Annotated in this window: 18 protein-coding genes; 3 read left to right on the top strand and 15 right to left on the bottom strand. The window is 66.4% G+C overall.

What is annotated here, in order from left to right; genetic code table 11:
• Positions 1 to 10: 10 nt before the first annotated feature.
• Entirely contained in the window at positions 11 to 844 is an 834-nt protein-coding gene (locus RH858_RS07930) for an SIMPL domain-containing protein (protein ID WP_259534677.1), read from the bottom strand.
• Positions 845 to 1,012: 168 nt separating this feature from the next.
• On the opposite strand from RH858_RS07930, the gene leuS reads away from it, so the two are divergent.
• Positions 1,013 to 3,748, top strand: coding sequence for a leucine--tRNA ligase (gene leuS, locus RH858_RS07925; protein ID WP_259534676.1), 2,736 nt, complete (start codon positions 1,013 to 1,015; stop codon positions 3,746 to 3,748).
• 59 nt (positions 3,749 to 3,807) lie between these two features.
• Here leuS and RH858_RS07920 read toward each other — a convergent pair whose 3' ends face one another.
• Positions 3,808 to 4,497 (bottom strand): class I SAM-dependent methyltransferase, encoded by a 690-nt coding sequence (locus tag RH858_RS07920; RefSeq protein ID WP_259534675.1) that lies wholly within the window; start codon positions 4,495 to 4,497, stop codon positions 3,808 to 3,810.
• A 254-nt stretch (positions 4,498 to 4,751) separates the two neighbouring features.
• Here RH858_RS07920 and RH858_RS07915 point away from each other — a divergent pair, with 254 nt between their 5' ends.
• Positions 4,752 to 4,949 (top strand): cold shock domain-containing protein, encoded by a 198-nt coding sequence (locus tag RH858_RS07915; RefSeq protein WP_259534674.1) that lies wholly within the window; start codon positions 4,752 to 4,754, stop codon positions 4,947 to 4,949.
• A 93-nt stretch (positions 4,950 to 5,042) separates the two neighbouring features.
• On the opposite strand, the gene RH858_RS07910 is transcribed toward RH858_RS07915, so the two are convergent.
• The 13 genes from RH858_RS07910 to RH858_RS07850 form a co-directional block, all read right to left on the bottom strand.
• On the bottom strand, positions 5,043 to 5,846 hold the full coding sequence (locus tag RH858_RS07910; RefSeq protein ID WP_259534673.1) for an electron transfer flavoprotein subunit beta/FixA family protein: 804 nt from the start codon (positions 5,844 to 5,846) through the stop codon (positions 5,043 to 5,045).
• Positions 5,843 to 6,841 carry an electron transfer flavoprotein subunit alpha/FixB family protein gene (locus tag RH858_RS07905; protein WP_310561515.1) on the bottom strand — a complete coding sequence of 333 codons (999 nt, stop codon included), beginning with the start codon at positions 6,839 to 6,841 and terminating at the stop codon, positions 5,843 to 5,845. Before RH858_RS07905 ends, RH858_RS07910 begins: the two co-directional genes overlap by 4 nt.
• Before the next feature lies 1 nt (position 6,842).
• Positions 6,843 to 8,033 carry a (Fe-S)-binding protein gene (locus tag RH858_RS07900; RefSeq protein ID WP_259534670.1) on the bottom strand — a complete coding sequence of 397 codons (1,191 nt, stop codon included), beginning with the start codon at positions 8,031 to 8,033 and terminating at the stop codon, positions 6,843 to 6,845.
• On the bottom strand, positions 8,030 to 11,521 hold the full coding sequence (locus tag RH858_RS07895; RefSeq protein ID WP_310561514.1) for an RnfABCDGE type electron transport complex subunit B: 3,492 nt from the start codon (positions 11,519 to 11,521) through the stop codon (positions 8,030 to 8,032). Before RH858_RS07895 ends, RH858_RS07900 begins: the two co-directional genes overlap by 4 nt.
• Positions 11,518 to 12,108 (bottom strand): 2-oxoacid:acceptor oxidoreductase family protein, encoded by a 591-nt coding sequence (locus RH858_RS07890; protein WP_310561513.1) that lies wholly within the window; start codon positions 12,106 to 12,108, stop codon positions 11,518 to 11,520. The genes RH858_RS07895 and RH858_RS07890 overlap by 4 nt, the downstream gene beginning before the upstream one ends.
• Positions 12,105 to 12,968 carry a thiamine pyrophosphate-dependent enzyme gene (locus RH858_RS07885; RefSeq protein WP_259534667.1) on the bottom strand — a complete coding sequence of 288 codons (864 nt, stop codon included), beginning with the start codon at positions 12,966 to 12,968 and terminating at the stop codon, positions 12,105 to 12,107. Before RH858_RS07885 ends, RH858_RS07890 begins: the two co-directional genes overlap by 4 nt.
• Positions 12,965 to 14,146 carry a 2-oxoacid:acceptor oxidoreductase subunit alpha gene (locus tag RH858_RS07880; protein ID WP_310561512.1) on the bottom strand — a complete coding sequence of 394 codons (1,182 nt, stop codon included), beginning with the start codon at positions 14,144 to 14,146 and terminating at the stop codon, positions 12,965 to 12,967. Before RH858_RS07880 ends, RH858_RS07885 begins: the two co-directional genes overlap by 4 nt.
• Positions 14,146 to 14,532 carry a ferredoxin family protein gene (locus RH858_RS07875; RefSeq protein ID WP_259534664.1) on the bottom strand — a complete coding sequence of 129 codons (387 nt, stop codon included), beginning with the start codon at positions 14,530 to 14,532 and terminating at the stop codon, positions 14,146 to 14,148. The genes RH858_RS07880 and RH858_RS07875 overlap by 1 nt, the downstream gene beginning before the upstream one ends.
• Before the next feature lie 145 nt (positions 14,533 to 14,677).
• Entirely contained in the window at positions 14,678 to 15,343 is a 666-nt protein-coding gene (locus RH858_RS07870; RefSeq protein ID WP_259534662.1) for a helix-turn-helix domain-containing protein, read from the bottom strand.
• 133 nt (positions 15,344 to 15,476) lie between these two features.
• Entirely contained in the window at positions 15,477 to 16,418 is a 942-nt protein-coding gene (locus RH858_RS07865; RefSeq protein WP_310561511.1) for a thiamine pyrophosphate-dependent enzyme, read from the bottom strand.
• The gene (locus RH858_RS07860) at positions 16,415 to 17,635 is read right to left on the bottom strand and encodes a hypothetical protein (RefSeq protein WP_310561510.1); all 1,221 of its coding nucleotides are present in this window, start codon (positions 17,633 to 17,635) and stop codon (positions 16,415 to 16,417) included. The genes RH858_RS07865 and RH858_RS07860 overlap by 4 nt, the downstream gene beginning before the upstream one ends.
• A gap of 1 nt (position 17,636) precedes the next feature.
• Entirely contained in the window at positions 17,637 to 18,095 is a 459-nt protein-coding gene (locus tag RH858_RS07855) for a 4Fe-4S binding protein (RefSeq protein WP_259534659.1), read from the bottom strand.
• Positions 18,092 to 18,634 (bottom strand): pyruvate ferredoxin oxidoreductase subunit gamma, encoded by a 543-nt coding sequence (locus tag RH858_RS07850; RefSeq protein ID WP_259534657.1) that lies wholly within the window; start codon positions 18,632 to 18,634, stop codon positions 18,092 to 18,094. Before RH858_RS07850 ends, RH858_RS07855 begins: the two co-directional genes overlap by 4 nt.
• 207 nt (positions 18,635 to 18,841) lie before the next feature.
• Here RH858_RS07850 and RH858_RS07845 point away from each other — a divergent pair, with 207 nt between their 5' ends.
• Entirely contained in the window at positions 18,842 to 19,126 is a 285-nt protein-coding gene (locus RH858_RS07845; protein WP_259534656.1) for a DUF2795 domain-containing protein, read from the top strand.
• Positions 19,127 to 19,187 lie beyond the last annotated feature (61 nt).

Here is a 19,187-nt window from a genome sequence, read left to right as displayed (position 1 = left end):
CAGGCGGCGTTCAGGCCATCTCGTACTGGATCCTGACCTCGGCGGTGACGGTGACTTCGCCGGTTTCGAGCCCGGTCTGCGGGGAATCGTCGGGAGCGGGCGTCGCCTGCGGCTCCTCGGCGACCATCATCGCGTCGTGACGGACCGGGGAGATCCGCCCCTCGGATGCGTCGACGACGGTCGCCTCGACGATCTCTGCACCCACCTCGGCGGCGATCGTGTCGGCCTCCGAGCGCGCACCGTCGATGGCCTGCCGGAGCGCGTCCTCCCGGAGGTCCTCGCGTTTGTCGTCCGACAACGTGTAGGTCACCCGCCCGACGTCGTCTGCACCGGCGTCGATTGCGACGTCGATTACCTCGCCGACGGTGTCGACGTCGTGGATCTCGATCTCGAAGTCGTGACTCCCCTGGTAGTAGGTGTACTCCGCTTCGTCCACGTCGGGATCTCCGGGACGCACGCCGTCTGCTTCCATCCGCTGTCGGTCGATTCGGTCGCGGATGTAGTAGCGTCGAGTGGTGATGTCGTCCTCGTCGATGCCGTACTCGACGAGCGCGTCGACCAGCTCCTCGGCTCTGGTCGCGATTTCGTCGCGTGCTTCGGGTGCAGTGTCGGCCCGCGACTCGACGCCGGCCCGCAACACGGCCATATCGGGGTCGTCAGCGACCTCGCCGGTGTTGGTGACGATCACGGTTCTAGTGTTGCCGCTTTCGTCCACGTCCTCGACCGACGGGTTGCCGGCTCCATCCGAGTCGTTCGGACCGTCGTCGGCCCTGGTACCTGCACAGCCAGCCAGGGTAATTGTCGCAACGGTACCGCCTGCTGCAAGCAGTTCTCTGCGTCGCATAGCCGTTCATGGGAGCGAATATACACTCAAGTTAGCGATAGCACAAACGGCCGTTTGAGCCATTGACGGCGGCGCTACTCTCGCGGAAGGGAAGATCGATTGGGAAACGGGATGTTCGATGGAAAGGTATAGGACGGAGACGGAAGGACGTGTGTACAAGCGATCACCATGTCCGAACAGGGCTACGACCACACGGCAGTCGAGCGACGATGGCAGGAGGCCTGGGACGAGGCCGACGCGTACCGGATCCCGGACGACGCCGAGGATCCGACCTACGTCCTGGGAATGTACCCATATCCCTCCGGGAAGCTCCACATGGGGCACGTCCGGAACTACACGATAACCGACGCCTACGCCCGGTACCGACGGATGCGTGGCGACGAGGTGCTCCACCCGATGGGGTGGGACGCGTTCGGCCTCCCCGCCGAAAACGCCGCCAAGGAACGGGACACCAACCCCCGGGACTGGACGTTCGACTGCATCGAGACGATGAAAGGACAGATGGAGTCGATGGGCTTCGGCTACGACTGGGACCGGGAAGTCACTACCTGTACGCCGGAGTACTACCGGTGGAACCAGTGGCTGTTCCGCCGCTTCTACGAGGAGGGGCTCGTCGAGCGACGCGACGCCGACGTCAACTGGTGTCCCTCCTGTGAAACTGTCCTCGCCGACGAGCAGGTCGAAGTCGAGGGCGACGCGGAGCTGTGCTGGCGATGTGACACGCCCGTCGAGACGCGGGAGCTGTCCCAATGGTTCCTGGAGATCACCGAGTACGCCGACGAACTGGTCGAGTACATCGACGAACTCGAGGGGTGGCCCGACTCCGTCCGGCAGATGCAGCGCAACTGGATCGGTCGACAGTACGGGACGACCCTCCCGTTCGAGATCTCCGGACCGGAGGGAGCGGACGGGGACGGCCGGGAGTACGGCACCGTCGATGCGTTCACCACCCGGGCCGACACCGTCTTCGGCGCGACGTTCTTCGCGCTTGCGCCAGACCACCCGATCACCGAGAAGCTGATCGAGATCGACGACGCCGTCCACGAGTTCCTCCATCACGAAGCCGATCCCGACGGCGACGAACCCAACGGCGTCCGGACCGACCTGACGGCGAAAAACCCCGTCACCGGCGAGGATCTTCCCGTCTTCGTCGCCGACTTCGTGCTGTCGGACGTCGGCACCGGTGCGCTGATGGGCGTTCCGGGCCACGACCACCGCGACCACGAGTTCGCCTCGAAGATGGGGATCGACATCGATCCCGTGATCGCCCCCGAACCCGACGACTGGGACGGGGAGACCGCCCCCGAAGCGCCCGCCGTCAGCGAGGGAGCGTTCACCGACGACGGCGTGCTCGTAAACTCCGGCGACTACACCGGGCTCGACAGCGAGACCGCCCGCGAGCGGATCACTGAAGACACCCCCGGCGCCGAGGAGGCAACCCAGTACCGGCTGCGCGACTGGGGCATCTCCCGGCAGCGCTACTGGGGGACGCCGATCCCGGTCGTCCACTGTGACGACTGCGGCCCGGTGCTGGTGTCCGAGGGGGAGCTGCCCGTCGAGCTGCCGGAGTTTATAAATACCACCGGCAACCCGCTGGACGAAGCCGACGAGTGGAAGGAGACGACCTGTCCCGAGTGCGGGGGCGAGGCCGTCCGCGAGACCGACACCATGGACACGTTCGTCGACTCCTCGTGGTACTTCCTGCGGTACGTCTCGCCGGGCCTCGAGGAGGCGCCGTTCGACCTGGAGCGGGCAAACGACTGGATGCCGGTCGACCAGTACGTCGGCGGGATCGAACACGCCGTGATGCACCTCCTCTATTCGCGGTTTTTCACCAAGGTACTGGCCGACCACGAGGGGCTCGAGCACCGCGAACCGTTCACCAACCTGCTCGCACAGGGAATGGTCCAGCTCGAGGGGAGCAAGATGTCCAAATCGAAGGGCAACGTCGTCTCCCCCCAGCGCATCGTCGAGGAGTACGGCGCCGATACGGCCCGGCTGTTCATGATGCAGGCCGCCCAGCCGGAACGCGACTTCGACTGGAGCGAGGAGGGCGTCCGGTCGACCTACCGGTTCCTGGCACGGCTCAAAAACGAGGTGGAGGCGTTCGTCTCGGACCGCCCGAACGGCGACCGTACGCCCGTCGCTGACTACGTCGAAAGCGAGATCGACGCGACGATCGACGCCGCGACAGCCGACTACGAGACGCTGACGTTCAACACCGCGCTGCGGGAAGCCCAGAAGCTGGTGCGGACGCTCCGTCAGTACCGCGAACACGCCGAAGAACGCGGGGAACAGCCCCACGCGTCGACCGTCGAGCGGGGGCTGGTGGCCGCGGTCAAACTGCTGGCGCCGGTGTCACCACACCTGTGTGAGGAGCTGTACGACGCCCTCGGCGACGCCGACGGCGGAAGCGACTGGGTCGACGAGGGGCTCCTCGTCGACGCCGACTGGCCAGAACCCGTCGGCGACGTCGAGGGCGCAGACGAGCGCCGGAAGCTCGTGGAAAACACCCGCGAGGACGTCCGCCAGATCGTCGACGTCGCCGGAATCTCCGAACCCGAGCGGATCGATGTCGTCGTGACGCCCGGCTGGAAGTTCCGGGCGCTCGAGATCGCCGTCGAGAGCGACGCGGACAACCTAATCTCCGAGCTGATGGGCGACGCCGAGATCCGCGAGCACGGGGACGCCGCCGCCGACTACGGCAAGGAACTCGACGCCGAACGCGAGGCGCTCACGCTCACGCTGCCGCCCGAGCGGGAGTACGAGGCGCTCCGGGAGGCCGCCTGGCTGATCGAACGGGAGTTCGAGGCGCCGGTGCGGGTGCTCCCAGCCGAGGAGGCCGACGACGACGTCGCCCGAACGGCCGAGCCGGGTCGGCCCGCGATTCACATCGAGGAGTAGCGTCCGACCCCGACGCGGTTCGTCACCAACGATGTTTTTGTGCGGTATCGAAACCCGGCTTAGCGACCCGTCCGGCCCCCGTCCTCCGACGGCGGTCGGAACGCCCGGACGGTTTCCCTGTGATCGTCGGGGACGTCGACCCCGAGTTCGGCCCCGACGTCGGCCTCCCGACATCCCCGGGCAGTGAACACGTTCCCCCAGTTGCGGTGGTACAGCGGGAACTCGTCGTTGACGTGGCTCACCGGCGGGTCGCCCGACGGATCCGCGGCGTCATCTCGCCCGTCGCCGACTGCCTGGCGTTCGTTTTCGACGGTGACGAGCAGCTCCCCCGCGACCCTGACCAGCTCGTCGAAGACCCACTCGATGTCCGGATGGAGGTGCTGGAGCGTCTGCACCGAGTAGATCGCATCGAACCGGTCGTCCTCGAAGCCGCAGACGACGTCCTCGACCGCGTCCAGGTAGAACGTCCCTTCGGCGGCGAGGGCCGGATAGGTCTCGGCCATCACGTCGAGAGCGTCTTCGTTGACCTCGATACCGGACAGATCGGAAAACTCGTGGTCCAGGAGATGCGAGAGGTGTCGGCCCGAGCTACACCCCACCTCGAGGACGGACGCGTCGGTGCCGACGGTGCGCGCGAGGAGACCTCGAAGGAGCTCGCTCGTCTCGTTCGGCCCGTAGTAGGCGTAGTACGCCGGGGAGTACTCGCCCGAGCGCTCCGCCCAGCTGCGCCGAACGTCTGTAGAATTCACGTGGGTGACACGAGAGCGACGCGGAAAAGACCGTCGAAGCGGGAGGCCGAAGGCGTTGCCGTCCCGTCGAAAGCCAAGATCCCGGAGGAGCTTCCAGTCGTTTCACCGAACCAGTCACTTTTTTCGCGAGAACTGCCGATTCGAGGACGAATATCCGGAACAGAGGGCAAAAAAGTTATATTCGAATGCTAGATCCAGAGTTTCGTGGACAGATAGGAACCCTTAACCGCGTGACTATCCCACGTGTAATTGCAATGGCAAACGGAACTGTTGATTTCTTCAACGACACTGGCGGCTACGGTTTCATTTCGACTGGCGACTCCGACGACGACGTGTTCTTCCACATGGAGGACGTTGGCGGCGAGGATCTGTCCGAAGGGACCGAGATCGACTTCGACATCGAACAGGCCCCCAAGGGCCCCCGCGCGACGAACGTCGTCCGCGTGCAGTAACTGATTCGAACGGACGCGTCGTCTTTCGACGCGTCGTAATTTCGTTTTCGTTTTTCGCGAACCTACCAATCGAGAGCGGTGCCGACAGCCGGGCTAGAGCCGCTCTGCGAGCACCGACGCGATCTCGTCGGCCTGCGTTTCGGGGTCGCCCTCGACCCACTCGCCCAGGCGGTCGGGGCCTTCGATCGCCTCCAGATCCGCCACCTCGGTGTAGGAGCCGTCCAGCCCGAGTTCCGATTCCGGCAGGTCGAGATCACCGGCGTCGTAGACGGTGAGCTCCCACTCGTTTTCGGCCCACCGCTTGCGCTTGAAGTCGGGGAATCGGGGATCGTTGACGCCGTACTCCACGCTCGCGACGGTCGGAAGCGGCACCCGGACGGTCTCCTCGCCCCCGGCTTTCGTCCGGACCGCACGCAGGCTCCCGTCCTCGATTTCCGCCTCGCTTACGGCCATCACCTGGGCGGCGTCGAGCCACTCGGCGATCCCCGGCGGGACCTGCCCGGTCGAGGAGTCCGACGACTCCTCGCCACACAGCACCAGGTCGACGTCGCCGACCTTCCGGACGCCGGCCGCGAGCACCCGGCTCGTCGGGTAGGTGTCGGCGCCTGCGAAGGCTCGATCCGAGAGCAACACCGCGTCGTCGGCGCCCATCGCGACCACGTCCTGGAGGTGCTCCTCGAAGAACGGCGGCCCCATCGACACCGCAATCACTTCCGCGTCCTCGCCGGCCTCCAGGGCCGCGTCCTTCAGCTGGAGCGCCATCTCGACGGCGTTCTTGGCGGCGGGATCCAGCTGCGAGTCGGCGTCCTCCCGGTCGATCGTCATCGTCTCCTCGTCGAGGCTCACCTCCTCGGGTTTGGGGACGACCTTCACCGCGACGGCGACGGTGAGCGTCATGCGGAGATCACCCCCTCGGCCTCCAGTCGGTCGATCAGCGGCGGCAACACCTCGAAGAGGTCGCCCTCGATACAGTAGTCGGCGTGATCGAAGATCGGCTCCTCGGGGTCGGTGTTCACCGCGATCACGGTGTCGACGTCGTCGAGGCCGGAGGTGAAGTACACCGAACCGCTGATACCGGCACAGATCGCCACGTCCGCCTGCAGGGAGTAGCCGGTCGAGCCGATCTGTCGCTCCCGGGACACGAGCCCCTCGTCGCACAGCGGCCGAGTTACCCCGAGCGTCCCATCGAGCGCCCCAGTGAGTTCTCGCGCCAGCTCCAGATCCCCGTCGAACCCGCGACCGGCACAGACGACCACGTCCGCGCCGGGGAGGTCGACGGTCTCGCCGACCTCCCGGTCCAGGATCTCCGTGCGGAGGTCCGCCTCGTCGAGGTCGGGCTCGCGAACCGCGACGTCACCCTCCCGGGAGTCGTCGGGCTCGAGCGCGGTGAACACCCCCGGTCGGACGGTGCTCATCTGCGGTCTGCCCTTCGCTTTCACCATCGCGAGGATCCCGCCGGCGAAGGCGGGGACGCCGCCGACGAGGCTCCCGTCGTCGTCGATCTCCAGCCTGACGACGTCGGCGTTGAGCCCGGCGTGGAGCCGGACCGCCAGCCTGCCGGCCAGCCCGATCCCGTCGTTGGTCGCCGGCGACAGGAACATCGCGGGATCGCCCTCGAGGAGCGCCCCCTCGACGGCGTCGACGTACGTTTCGGGCCGGTAGACGTCGAGCAGTTCGTGTTCGATCTGCACGACCCCGTCGGCACCGCGGGCGATCGCCGCCTCCGCCAGCCCGTCGAGGTCGTCTCCGGCGCCCACCAGGACGCCGGTCACCCCGGTGTCGACCTCTTCTGCGAGCTCTCTGGCCTTCCCGAGGATCTCGTAGCTGACGTTCGATACCACACCGTCTTCCGCTTCCAGGTACACCCAGATGTCGTTGTCGTAGGCAGTCATGTCAGTCACCTCCATCGTTCGCGTCCGTATCGTCGCCGGCCTCGAACGCCTCGAGCAACACCGTCGCCAGCTCCCGGACGGGCGCCTCGGCGCCGACCTTCTTCACGCCGTCGTCGAGTGTCTGCACGCAGTAGGGGCAGGCCGTGAGTAACTCCTCCGCCTCGGTGTCGTCGGCCTGTTTCGCGCGGACGTCCGCAAAGCGTTTCCCGCCGTCGCCCTCGCGCCACATGTTGCCGCCGCCGCCACCACAGCAGAGCGTGTCCGTCCCGGACTCGGCGAGTTCGTCTACCTCGACGCCGGCCGCCGAAAGCAGCCGCCGGGGCGCCTCGACGGCGGCCATCCCCCGGGCGAGGTAACAGGGATCGTGGAACGTCACCGTCCGATCGAGATCGCCGAATTCGAGGTGACCCTCCTCGACCAGGTCCGCCAGATACTCGGTGTAGTGGACGACATCGGCGGCGAGATCTGCGCCGTCCTCGAACGTTTCCGCGCAGTGCGGGCTCGTGGTGACGATCGTCTCCGCGCCCGTCTCGGCGAAAGTCGCCGCGTTCATCTCAGAGAGCTGCTGGAAGAAGTCAGGCTCGCCCGTCTGTCTGACCACGTCGCCACAGCAGACCTCCTCGTCGCCGAGGACGGTGTAATCGACGCCGGCCGCCTCGAGCAACTGCACCATCGCCGCCGGCACCGACTGCAGCGACGGGTCGTAGGAGGGCGTACAGCCGACGTAGTAGAGCACCTCGGCTTCCCCGCCGACCGGCACGTCGAGGTCGTCCGGAACCTCCTCGAGCCAGGCGTCCCGCTCGCTCGCGGGGCGCTCCCACGGGTTGTCCTCCTCGTAGACGCTCCAGAGCGCCCCCTCGAGCCGACCGGGCGCGGCGTCCTCCTCGAAGGCGACCTCCCGGAGCCCGCCGATGGCGTCCATGATGTCGACGCCGCGTGGACAGCTGGCCTCACACTCCTTGCACGTGAGACACCGGTAGAGCTCCTCTCCGACGCCGTCGACGCCGAGCTGGCTTCCGCGCATCAGCTCCCGCACCCGGATCGGCTTCTCGTCGATCGCGTCGTACGGACAGCTCGCGGTGCAGGTACCACACTGGTAGCAGACGCTCGCGGCGCCGTCGGTCGCCTCGACGATCCGGTCCCACCGGTCGTCGTCGACGTACAGGGGCGCCGCCTCGTCGGCTTTGCTCATTGGCGGTCACCCCCCTGCGTCGAGTCAGCGTCACAGTCGCCACAACAGCCGCCGTCGGCCCGGACGCGGTCGGCGACGAACTCCCGGACGACTTCGTCCATCTCGGTCGCCTTGGCGGCGAATCGCTCGCCCTCGGCTGCGCTGATCCACTCGAGCTGGAGCCGACCCTCGTCCTCCTCGTCGAGTTTGTTCTGCCAGCGGTTGACGCGCTCTTCGGTGTAGGTGTTGGCGTCGATGTAGTGGCAGTCGCCGATGTGACAGCCGGTCACCAGCACCGCGCCGGCGCCCTCCTCGAAGGCGTGGTCGACGAACTCCTCGTCGACCCGGCCCGAGCACATGGTTCGGACGATCCGGATGCTCTCGGGATAGCTGCGCTTCTCGATGCCGGCCTGGTCGGCGCCGGCGTAGGAACACCAGTTACACGCGAAGGTGAGCACCTTCTCCTCGGGGTTGGTCTCCAGCGCGGCGCTGATCTGGGCTTTGATCTGCTCGTCGGTGAAGCCGGGCATCGTGATCGAGTCGGTCGGGCACGCCGACGCGCAGGTGCCACAGCCCATGCAGGCCGCCTCGATCACGCTGTGGACGCTCTGGGCTTCGCCTTCGACGGCGTTGTACGGACACACCTCCGCACACCGGGTGCAGCCGATGCAGGTCTCGGGATCGATCTGCGCTGCGAGCGGCTCCTGGGTGATCTCCTCCTTCGAGAGCAGTGCGTCGGCCTTGGCAGCCGTCCCCAGCGCCCCGTCGACGGCGTCGCGAACGCCTTTCGGCCCCTGGGCGGTGCCGGCCATGAACACGCCGCCGACGCTGGCTTCGACCGGACCGAGCTTCGGGTGACTCTCCAGCAGGAACTGCTCTTCGTCGCGGGTGACGGTGAGCTGGCTCGCCACGTCACCCTCCTCGTCGGCGCCGTTCGAACGCAGCCCCGTCGCGAGAACGATCAGGTCCGGCTCGAGAACGACTTCGCGGTCGAGCGTCCGTTCGTGGAAGGAGAGTTCGCCCGCCTCGGCGTCGTACGAGAGCGCCTCGCCCGCCGGGGTGTCCTGATCGTACCGGAAGAACCTGACGCCCTGCTTTTGGGCCGCCCGGTAGGCCTCCTCACCCCCCCGGGTGAACGTCCGGACGTCCTTGTTGACGACGTCGACCGTCGCGCCGTCGGCGGCGAGCTGGTTCGCCTGCCCGACGATCGAGGAACAGCAGTAGCGCGAACAGCCGCGGTCGCCGTCGCGGGAGCCGACACAGCCGACGAACGTCACCCGGTCGGCGTCGACGCCGCCGTCGGCGAGCCGCGCGTCGAGTTCGCGGTTCGTGATCACCTCGGGGTTGTCGTCGTAGCCGAACTCCTCGGGCTCGTACGGCGAGGCGCCGGTCGCGAGCACGACCGCGCCCGCGTCGACCGTCTCCCCGGAGTCGAGGTTGATCGCGAAGTTGCCGACGTGACCGCTGACGCCCTCGACTTCGGTGTCGGTGTGGACGACGACGCCCGTCTCCTGGAGCTGCCGTTTCCGCCGTTCGAGCAGTTCATCGGCGTCCCGTCCCCCGGGATGAAGCTCCTCGAGGTGCCGGAGCTGGCCACCGAGCTCCGCTTCGCGTTCGATCAGGTGGACCTCGTTACCGCTCTCGGCCATCGAGACCGCCGCCGACATCCCGGCGATCCCGCCGCCGATCACGACGCCGGTCTGCTCGACCGGCTGTTCGATCTCTTCGAGGGGAGTGAGGAACGCCGCCTTGTCGACGGCCATCTTCACCATGTCTTTCGCCTTCTCCGTGGCGCTCCGTTCGTCGTCGTGGACCCAGGAGTTGTGGTTCCGGACGTTCGCCATCTCGAGCAGGTACTTGTTCAGACCGGCCTCGGCGATCACGCGCTCGAAGGTAGGGCCGTGAGTCTTCGGCGAACAGGAGGCGACCACCACCCGGTTGAGTTCGTGTTCCTTCACCGTCTCGGTGATGTGTTCCTGGGTGTTGCCCGCGCAGGCGAACAGCAGGTCCTCGGTGTACTCGACGTTCGGCAGGTCCTCGGCCCAGTCGGCGACCTCCTCGACGTCGATCGTGCCGGCGATGTTCGATCCGCAGTGACAGACGAACACCCCGACCCGCTCCTCGCCGGTGGCGTCGATCGGCTCGACGTCGACCGGCTCCGGCCAGGTGCGTTCCTCGACGTGTGAAAGCGCCCGCGAGGCCGCCCCGGACGCCTCGGCGACGCTGTCGGGGATGTCCTTCGGCCCGGTCGCGGCGCCGGCGGCGTACACACCGTTGCGGGTGGTTTCGGTCATGTCGCCGCCGGCCTCGGTGGTCGCAAAGAAGCCGTCGTCGTCGACCTCGACGCCGAGCCTGGCGGCGAGATCGGGCGTCCCGTCGCTCGGGATGAGCGCCGGCGCGAGCACGACCATGTCGTACGCTTCCTCGCGGACCTCGCCGGCGTCGGCGTCCTCGTATCGGACGACCGGCGAGTCGCCGTCGGTGTCGACGGCGGCGGGGCGACCCCGGACGTAGTCGACGTCGGCCTCCTCGCGGGCCCGGTCGTAGAAGTCGTCGAACCCCTTGCCGAACGCCCGCATGTCCATGTACAGCGCCGTGACGTCGTCGACGCCGTGGTCGACCGACTGAATCGCCTGCTTGTTGGAGTACATACAGCAGACCCGCGAGCAGTACTCGCAGTGACGCTGGTCCCGGCTCCCCACGCAGTAGACGAACAGCACGTCCTCGGGGTGTTCCCCGTCGGACGGACGCACGATGTGTCCCTCGGTCGGGCCGGCGGCGTCGAGCATGCGCTCGTACTCCATGCTCGTGAGCACGTCCGGATGCTCGCCGTAGCCGTACTCGTCGATCACCTCGGGGTTGAGCAGGTCGAATCCGGTGGCGACGATCACCGAGGAGACGTCGATCTCGTACTCCGTTGGCGTCATCTCGAAGTCGATGCAGTCGGGGCCGCAGGCCCGCTGACACCGGTCGCAGGGCATCCGGTTCGGCGGGTCGTTCATGCAGGTGTCCAGATCGACCACGTACGGGCCGGGCTCTGCCTGCTCGAACGGCGTGAAGATCGCGGTCCGAGAGCCCATCCCCTCGTCGAACTCGTTGGGCGCGTACTCGGGGCACGCCTCCACGCAGTCGTCACATCGGGTGCACTCGTCGCCGACGAACCGGGGAGCCTGGTAGACGTCGGCAGTGAAATCGCCCGCCGCCCCCGAGAGATCCGTCAGTTCCGCGAGAGTGAGCACCTCGATGTTGTCGTGTTCGATCGCGTCGCTCATCACCGGCCCCTCGATGCAGATCGAACAGTCGAGGGTTGGGAAGTTCTTGTCGAGGGCGGCCATCTTGCCGCCGATCGACGGCGATCGCTCGACGAGCACGACCTCCGCGCCGGAGTCGGCGAGATCGAGGCTCGACTGGATACCGGCGATTCCGCCGCCCACCACCAGCACGTCGGCGTCGACGCGCTCGGTCGCGGTTCGTCCGGTGCCGAGCGGATCGACCCGGTCGACGCTCATTGAATCACCTCCCGTGGCCTCTCGCCGAGGTAGTCGAGTTCGTCGTCGGCGACGACCGCCTGGCCGCGCTCGAAGGCGCGTTCGTTGAGGTCCTCGGTGCCGTCGGGAACGGTCTCGCGGATCGCCGCCCCAACCGCTTCCGCGGGCGGCGTGCCGACGAGTTCGACCACCGCCCCGAGCGTCAGGACGTTGGCGACGACCTTGTGACCCAGTTCCTCGGCGAGATCGACCGCCGGGAGCGACGCCACAGTTGCGTCCGGCCGCCGTTCCAGCAGCGGTTCGGGGTCGACCAGGCTCCGTTCGACGAGCACGAGCCCGCCCTCCGTGACAGTGTCGGCGTCGCGTTCGAACGCGTCCTGGGAGAAGGCGACCACGATGTCGGGATCCACCACGTTCGGGTAGTCGATCTCCTCGTCGCTGACAACGACGTCACCCCGGGAGAAGCCGCCGGTCTTCTCGGGGCCGTACGCCTCCGTCATCGTCGCGTCCATGTCGGCGTGGACGCTGGCGCCGTGACCCAGCACGTGGGCCATGGTGATCACGCCCTGCCCGCCGAAGCCCGAAAACCGGAACTCGGTGCGGCTCATTCGGACTCACCTCCGTCCCCGCCGAGCAACCGCTCTTTGGCCTCGAGATACGGCGTGCTCTCCTCGTCGACGAAGTTGCCCAAAACGAGGTCCTCTCCCTCCAGTGCGATGCCGACCTCATCCAGGTCGGCGTCGTGGTCGATCACCGCGTTCTCTTCGAAGTAGTGCATCATGTCCAGTCCCTCCGGGAATTCGTTCGCCTTGCCGAACCCCTCCGGACAGGGAGTGATCACCTCCACGAATCCCAGCCCCGGCTTTTCCATCGCGGCCTCGATCGCGTCCGCGAGCCGTCGCGGGTGGAGGACCGTCCACCGGGCGACGAACGGGACGTCGAGGCTGTCCGCCAAAAGCGGGAGGTTGAACGGCCGTTCGTAGTTGCCTTCCGGTGTCGTCGCGGTCACCTTGCCCGTCGGGGTTGTGCCGCCGAACTGTCCGCCGGTCATGCCGTAGTTGAAGTTGTTCGAACAGACGATCGTGAGATCGAGGTTCCGCCGGGCGGCGTGCAGGAAGTGGTTGCCGCCGATGTTGAACAGGTCGCCGTCGCCGGAGACTACCGACACCTCCATCTCGGGGTTGGCGACCTTCAGCCCGGTCGCGAAGGGGATCGCCCGGCCGTGCGTGGTGTGATACGAGTCGGTGTTGACGTAGCCTGCGGCGCGGCCGGCACAGCCGATCCCGCTGACGACCGCGTGGTCGTCGAGCCCCTTCGGGGAGCGCTCGATCGCCTCGCCGAACGCCTTGATCGTCGTCCCGAGCCCGCAGCCGGGACACCAGATGTGGGGGATCCGCCGGTCCCGAAGCACCCTGTCGTCGGGGTGGTCCTCGACGATCTCCGCCGGCGACTGGGTGGTCTTGCTCATCGAATCACCTCCCGTACGGTGTCGGCGACGTCGTCCGGCCGCGGGATCGCCCCGCCGGGATGGGTGTGGGCGTCGACCGGGCAGTCCGCGTGGGCCCGGACGGGGGTGACGTACTGACCGAGGTTCATCTCGGCGACGACGATCCGGTCGACCACGGTCGAGAGCCCCTCGATCTCGTCGATCGGGAACGGCCAGGGAGTGACGACCCGCAGGAGTCCTGCGTCGACACCCTCACCCCGGAGTTGGTCGACTGCGTCGTGGGCCGAACGGCTCATTGATCCGTACGCGATCAGGGCGACGTCGGCGTCGTCGAGCCGATATCGTTCCACTCGGCAGATCTCCTCGCGGTTGTCGTCGACCTTGTCCATCATGCGCCCGAGCATCGTCTCGTGAGTCTCCACGTCGATGTCCGGATGTCCGCGCTCGTCGTGGGTGAGGCCGGTGACGTGCACCCGACCGCCGTCCCCGGCGGCCGCCATCGGCGGCACCTGGACGGAGTTGTCGTACGGGCGGAACGTCTCGGGGTCGATCTCGTCGTCCGGCCGCGGACGGTCGACCGTCTCGACCGAGTCTGGGATCGACACTTTCCCGGTCATGTGCCCGACGGTCTGGTCGGCGAGGACGATCACCGGCGTCCGGTACCGTTCGGCGGCGTTGAACGCTTCGACCGTCAGATCGAACATTTCCTGGGGGCTGCCCGGGGCGTAAGCGATCATCGGATAGTCGCCCTGGCTCCCGTATCGCGCCTGCATGACATCACCCTGTCCGGGGAGCGTCGGCATCCCCGTCGAGGGTCCACCGCGCTGGACGTTGACGATCACGCACGGAGATTCCGTCATCGCCGCCAGCCCGAGGTTCTCGTTCATGAGACTGATCCCCGGACCGCTCGTTGCGGTCATGCTCTTTTTCCCGGCGTTCGACCCGCCGACCACGGCGGCCATGCTGGCGATCTCGTCTTCCATCTGGATGTACTGGGCGCCGGGGAGACCGGGGAACCGCTGGCTGATGCGTTCGGCGACCTCGCTGGCGGGCGTTATCGGATATCCAGCGAAGAATCGACAGCCGGCGGCGATCGCCCCTTCCGCACAGGCGGTGTCTCCCATCATGAAGTGGTCGCCGGTGAGGATCTCCGGTTCGTCCGCCGACCCTTCGTCGGATTCCTCCTCGGAGACGGCCATCAGCTCTCACCCCCCGCCGGCGTCGGTTCGGCCTCCCCGTCCGTTTGCTCGACGGTGTAAATCGAAAACTCCGGGCAGATCCACGCGCACATCCCACAGTCCACACAGTCGTCGGCCTTGTCCTCGGCCACCGTCGGGGGACGATACCCTTTCCGGTTGGCTTCCTGACCACGTTCGAGAACGTCCTGTGGGCAGTACTCCCAGCAGTACCCGCACTCCTTACAGCGGTCCGGCAGTATCCGAACGACCCCACCCGGTACCAGAACCGACGACTCGTCGATCGGCTCGCGGGGGCGCTGTCGGGCGCGCTCGACGTATCGTTCGAGACCTTCGAACCGTCCGGCACGATTCGCTGGCCACCTATCTGCCAGTTGTGACTCGTTCACACTAATCACTCACTTGAAATCGGCCCCCTACGTCGAAGGGAATCTTCCCATCAATAGATGGGGTTTTATTAGCCGGCACGGTTCCGGCGTAATCGCGGGGAAACGCCGCGATCAATCAGTACGAAAGCCCCCGTCCGACACAACGCTACTCCGTGTCCAGGATCGAATTCAGGAGTTTCCGCTGTGCTGCAGAGAGGTGTTCGATGAACGTCGCAGTCGCGATGTCGAGTTCGTCGGCGACCTCGCCCGCGTTGGCCCCTTTCGGGTGGTCGAAGTAGCCGAGTTCGTGTGCCGTCGTCAGCACCTGCTGTTGTCGATCGGTGAGGACGCTCTTGTCGAAGAACACGAGCGACTTGGATCCGTTCTCCTCCGTCGCCCGCGACTGGACGAGCCGCCTGACCTCCATTTGCGGATGGTACTCCCCGACCGTCTCGATTACCTCTGTGAGGGCGTCCCGGTCGGCGGCGTGGAAGACGACGTACAGCGTTCCCCGTTCGCCCCTGACGTCGACCACCGGTGACCCGTGTTGCTCGATGCACTCGCAGGGACAGTTCCGGTCGCTGACGCGTTCGAACCGATAGATCGCACTCGATCCATCGGTAAACGTCTTTTCGAGCTCGAGATCCTCGAACTCCGTCGACAACGGGTCCGAAGAGCGGACACTGAACTCCTCGGTGACGTGTTTCGGGGCGTGGGGATCGACGCTTTTCGACATCGAGTAGGCAGTCACGTCCTCGGCGGCTGACACCCGGGCCATCGGACAGGCTACCGCTGCCGGAATCTTCAGTTCCGCGCGGATACCCGAAGCCATCCCTTTATATTTTTGGTTTTCCTCGTGAAAACCTTTGCTCCAATTCTCACTCATTAATGATCGCCCGATATCCTTCAGGTGTATTTATACTCGGTCGCGGATTCGCCGTCGTGCTCCGGGAGGACGACTGGGGTCACGCATCCAGGCCGAGTTCGTCGGCCCGGTCGTCGACGAATTCCTGGAGCTGTTCGATCACCTCCTCTCCCTCCCCCGACTCGAAGAGGTGGTCGAACCGGCCCTGACATTCGAGGTACTCCCGGACCGGTTTGCGGTCGCGGATCCGCATCACGTCCACCAGTTCGCCGTCGACGACCTCGAACAGCGGTTGCAGGCCGGTTTCGACCGCGAGCTGGGCGACGGTGATCGCCTCCGCCGGATCGAACTCCCACCCGAGCATGCAGGGCGCCTGCACCTGGACGTATTTCGGGCCGTCGTGTTCGAGCGCCCGCTCGATCTTCTGTTTGAAGTCCTGCGGGTAGCCGATCGACGCCGAGGCGACGTACGAGCAGCCGTGTGCGGCGGCGATCGCGGGCATGTCCTTTTTGGAGGTGTCGTCGCCGAGGCTCTCTGTTCCGGGGGGCGACGTGCTGGTGCTCGCTCCAAGCGGCGTCGCGCTCGATCGCTGGATCCCGGTGTTCATGTACGCCTCGTTGTCGTAACAGACGTACAGGATATCGTGGCCGCGGTCCATCATGCCGCTGAGACTGCGGATGCCGATATCGAAGGTGGCCCCGTCGCCGGCGACGACGACGAAGTTCACGTCGTCGTGATCGGTGAACTCATCAGTGGCCGTCCGATCGAACGCGCGATACGCCGCCTCGATACCGGAGGCGACTCCCGGCGCGTTCGCGAACACGTCGTGGATCCAGCTGACTCCCCAGGAACTCTCGGGGAACGGGCTGGAGATGACCTCCATACAGCCGGTCGCCATCGAAATAATGGTGTTCTCCCCGGTCGCCTCCGTCAGGTGCCGCATCGCCAGCGCCGGCGCACACCCGGCACACGCCCGGTGGCCGGGGGTGAACAGGGTCTCGTCGTACGAGAGCAGGGCGTCAGGTTCCGGCGGCGAACTCATGCCTGGGTCACCTCCATCTCGAGGAGGTCTCCCTTCAGTTGCGGCCACCGTTCCTCCGCGAGGAACCGGCGCGGATGCCCCTCGTCGGCCGCGTCGGCCGTCTCCTCGATGACGGCCTCGACGTCGTCGTGGGAGACGTCGCGGCCGGCGAGCCCGAGGACGTAACTCCGGACGGCCGGCTGCGTGTCGGACCCGTAGAGCGCCGACTTGAGCTCGCTCGCGAGGCTCCCCTGATAGCCGGGGGAGTTCTCCTTTTGCATGACGCTTACCGCCTCGACGCCGGCGAGCGCCTCCCGGAGCTGTTCGGCCGGGAACGGCCGAATAACGCGCGGTCGAACCAGTTTGACGTCCGCAGGGTGATCGGCGATGACGTGTTCGACCGTCCCCGAAAGCGATCCCAGACACACGAGCGCGAGGTCGGCGTCGGCGGGGCCGACCGTCTCGAGCATCCCGTCGTATTCGAGCCCGTACTCGCGGCCGAACTGGTCGCCGAACGCTTCGGTCGCGTCGGCGATGACTTCCCGGGACCGGAGCATCGCCTCCTGGATGGCGTACCTCGCTTCCGTCCAGTGTTCGGGTCGCCCCACCCCGCCCATGGTCGTGGGATCCGACGGGTCGAGCGTCGCGAACGGCTCCCGGTCGGGAAGGTACGCGGAAACCGCCGCCTCGTCGGGAACGTCGACCGGTTCCTTGACGTGCGTCAGGATGAATCCGTCGAGGTTCACGAGCGCGGGAAGCGAGATCGTCGGGTCCTCCGCCACCCGGTAGGCCACGAACACGGTGTCGACGGCCTCCTGGACGTCCTTGGCGAAAAACTGGATCATCCCCCCGTCGCGCTCGGCGAAGGCGTCGGTGTGGTCGTTCCAGATCGAAATCGGCGCCGAGAGGCTCCGGTTCGCGACGGCCATCACGACGGGCAACCGCATACCCGCCGCCGTAAACAGCGGCTCCGACATGAGTTTGAGCCCCTGCGAACAGGTCGCGCTGAAAACGCGTGCGCCGGCGGCGCTGGCGCCGATACACGACGAGGCGGCGTTGAACTCCGAGTCGACCTTCAGAAACTCCCCGTCGAGTTGGCCGTCGGCGTGCATCTTCGAGAGCGTCTCGACGATCCCGGTCTGTGGCGTGATCGGGTACGCGGAGACGACGTCCGGCTGGGCGGACCTGACGCCGGCCGCGACTGCCTGATCACCCTTCAGCATCGTCCGGTCGCCCATCTCACTTCACCTCCGGGATCATGTCGATGGCGTCGATCGGACACTCGGTTTCACAGATCCCACAGCCCTTGCAGTACCGGTAATCGACGGCGACCTGCTGGTGACCGTCGTGTTTCGCCGCCCGCGGGACGGGACGCCGATCGCCGGGGATGGACCGACCCGATCCCTGGAAGTCGTCGACGCGGTGGACGGCTCCATCGGGGCAGAACGTCACACAGAGCCCACAGCCGACGCACGGTTCGTGGTGGATAACTGGACGGCTCTCCCGCCAGGAGCCGGTCTCGTTGACGAGGCTCGTCTTCGGGTCCGCGATCGCACCCATCGGGACCGTCAGGTCCTCGTAGGGGTCCGCGACCTGATCCTCGGCTGTCGCCGTTTCGGCGGCGGGCTCTGCGGCGTCCCCTCCGGAGTCCGGGGGGCGTTCGACCCCCGCCGATTCGGATCGACCGGCGTCGGTCATACGGCGGCCACCTCCCGGAACGCGGCGTCGGCGGCAGCAGCGTTCTTCCGTCCGATGTCGCCGCCGAACGTCGAGACTGTCACCGATTCGATGCTGTCGATCTCGAGAACACCCGTCGCGCCGGCGAACGCTCCCAGAAGCGACGTGTTCATGATCGGTCGTCCGAGATGCTCCCTGGCGATGCCGGTGGCGTCGACGGTCACGATCCGTTCGTCGGTGGGGATCGACAGTTCCGCCGGCTCCGCCGTCGAGTTGACGACGACGGTCCCGTCCTCTATCAGTCCCTCGGCGACGTCCACGATGTCGACGAGCGTCGGATCCTGAACGAGCACGTAGGTGGGTTCGTTCACCTGGCTCCGATCGGTGATTTTCTCCGCGTCGATCCGTGCGAATGCCTCGACGGGAGCGCCCCTCCGTTCGACGCCGAACGCGGGGAACGCCTGCGCCCAGTCTCCCTGCTCGAATGCGGCCTCGGCGATCAGGTGGGCCAGGGTTACCGACCCCTGCCCACCGCGCCCGTGTATGCGAATCTGTTCCATGACACCTAGTTTCGATCCCCGGGGAATGTCGTTGGCTCCTACATATAATGGTAACTTAAACCGAACTCCCGAAGTAGTGGACGTTTGAACAAGTTTCCATCGAAACGTACTGATTTTTATACAACGTGGCGTCGAAGGACGACCTAATATAATGTCCCACGATATGAATCGTGGGCGTATATCCTCGTCAAAAGGTAACAATCGACTATGGAAATAAACGAGCTACTCGCCCGGCTCGAGACGATGTCGTACCCGACGACGACCGAGCGCGTGGTGGAGGAACTCGACGATCCGAAACTGACCCTCGTGGACGGCAAAGACCGCCTTTCGTCGGTGTTCGAGCGGGTCGACGACGAGGTGTTTGACTGCTGTGACGATGCCAAACTCGCGGTCCTCGGCGGGCTGAAAGGCGATGCCGTCGGACGGAAGGGGTACAGCGACCGCGATCCGCCGACGACGAGCGAATCGGATTCGGTCGGGCCGACCCTGTAGCGGCGTTCGCTTCGAATCCACCCCACTGCCGAGGAACCGAGATCAGCCGGGAATAGATAAT

Source organism: Halalkaliarchaeum sp. AArc-GB (assembly GCF_031432225.1).
In the GTDB taxonomy this organism is placed as follows: Archaea; Halobacteriota; Halobacteria; order Halobacteriales; family Haloferacaceae; genus Halalkaliarchaeum.
Note: the sequence above shows the minus strand (reverse complement) of the source record. Positions and strands in the feature narration are given on the sequence as shown.

Bases quoted from the DNA above. Each gene is read 5' to 3' on its own strand.
- RH858_RS07845 (WP_259534656.1), top strand. From the start codon at position 18,842: ATGGAAATAAACGAGCTACTCGCCCGGCTCGAGACGATGTCGTACCCG.
- RH858_RS07865 (WP_310561511.1), bottom strand. From the start codon at position 16,418: ATGAGTTCGCCGCCGGAACCTGACGCCCTGCTCTCGTACGACGAGACC.
- RH858_RS07870 (WP_259534662.1), bottom strand. From the start codon at position 15,343: ATGGCTTCGGGTATCCGCGCGGAACTGAAGATTCCGGCAGCGGTAGCC.
- RH858_RS07900 (WP_259534670.1), bottom strand. From the start codon at position 8,033: ATGAGCAAAGCCGACGAGGCGGCGCCCCTGTACGTCGACGACGACCGG.
- RH858_RS07880 (WP_310561512.1), bottom strand. From the start codon at position 14,146: ATGGCCGTCTCCGAGGAGGAATCCGACGAAGGGTCGGCGGACGAACCG.
- RH858_RS07860 (WP_310561510.1), bottom strand. From the start codon at position 17,635: ATGGGCGACCGGACGATGCTGAAGGGTGATCAGGCAGTCGCGGCCGGC.
- RH858_RS07915 (WP_259534674.1), top strand. From the start codon at position 4,752: ATGGCAAACGGAACTGTTGATTTCTTCAACGACACTGGCGGCTACGGT.
- RH858_RS07930 (WP_259534677.1), bottom strand. From the start codon at position 844: ATGCGACGCAGAGAACTGCTTGCAGCAGGCGGTACCGTTGCGACAATT.
- leuS (WP_259534676.1), top strand. From the start codon at position 1,013: ATGTCCGAACAGGGCTACGACCACACGGCAGTCGAGCGACGATGGCAG.
- RH858_RS07905 (WP_310561515.1), bottom strand. From the start codon at position 6,841: ATGACTGCCTACGACAACGACATCTGGGTGTACCTGGAAGCGGAAGAC.
- RH858_RS07910 (WP_259534673.1), bottom strand. From the start codon at position 5,846: ATGACGCTCACCGTCGCCGTCGCGGTGAAGGTCGTCCCCAAACCCGAG.
- RH858_RS07890 (WP_310561513.1), bottom strand. From the start codon at position 12,108: ATGAGCCGCACCGAGTTCCGGTTTTCGGGCTTCGGCGGGCAGGGCGTG.
- RH858_RS07885 (WP_259534667.1), bottom strand. From the start codon at position 12,968: ATGAGCAAGACCACCCAGTCGCCGGCGGAGATCGTCGAGGACCACCCC.
- RH858_RS07855 (WP_259534659.1), bottom strand. From the start codon at position 18,095: ATGACCGACGCCGGTCGATCCGAATCGGCGGGGGTCGAACGCCCCCCG.
- RH858_RS07895 (WP_310561514.1), bottom strand. From the start codon at position 11,521: ATGAGCGTCGACCGGGTCGATCCGCTCGGCACCGGACGAACCGCGACC.
- RH858_RS07850 (WP_259534657.1), bottom strand. From the start codon at position 18,634: ATGGAACAGATTCGCATACACGGGCGCGGTGGGCAGGGGTCGGTAACC.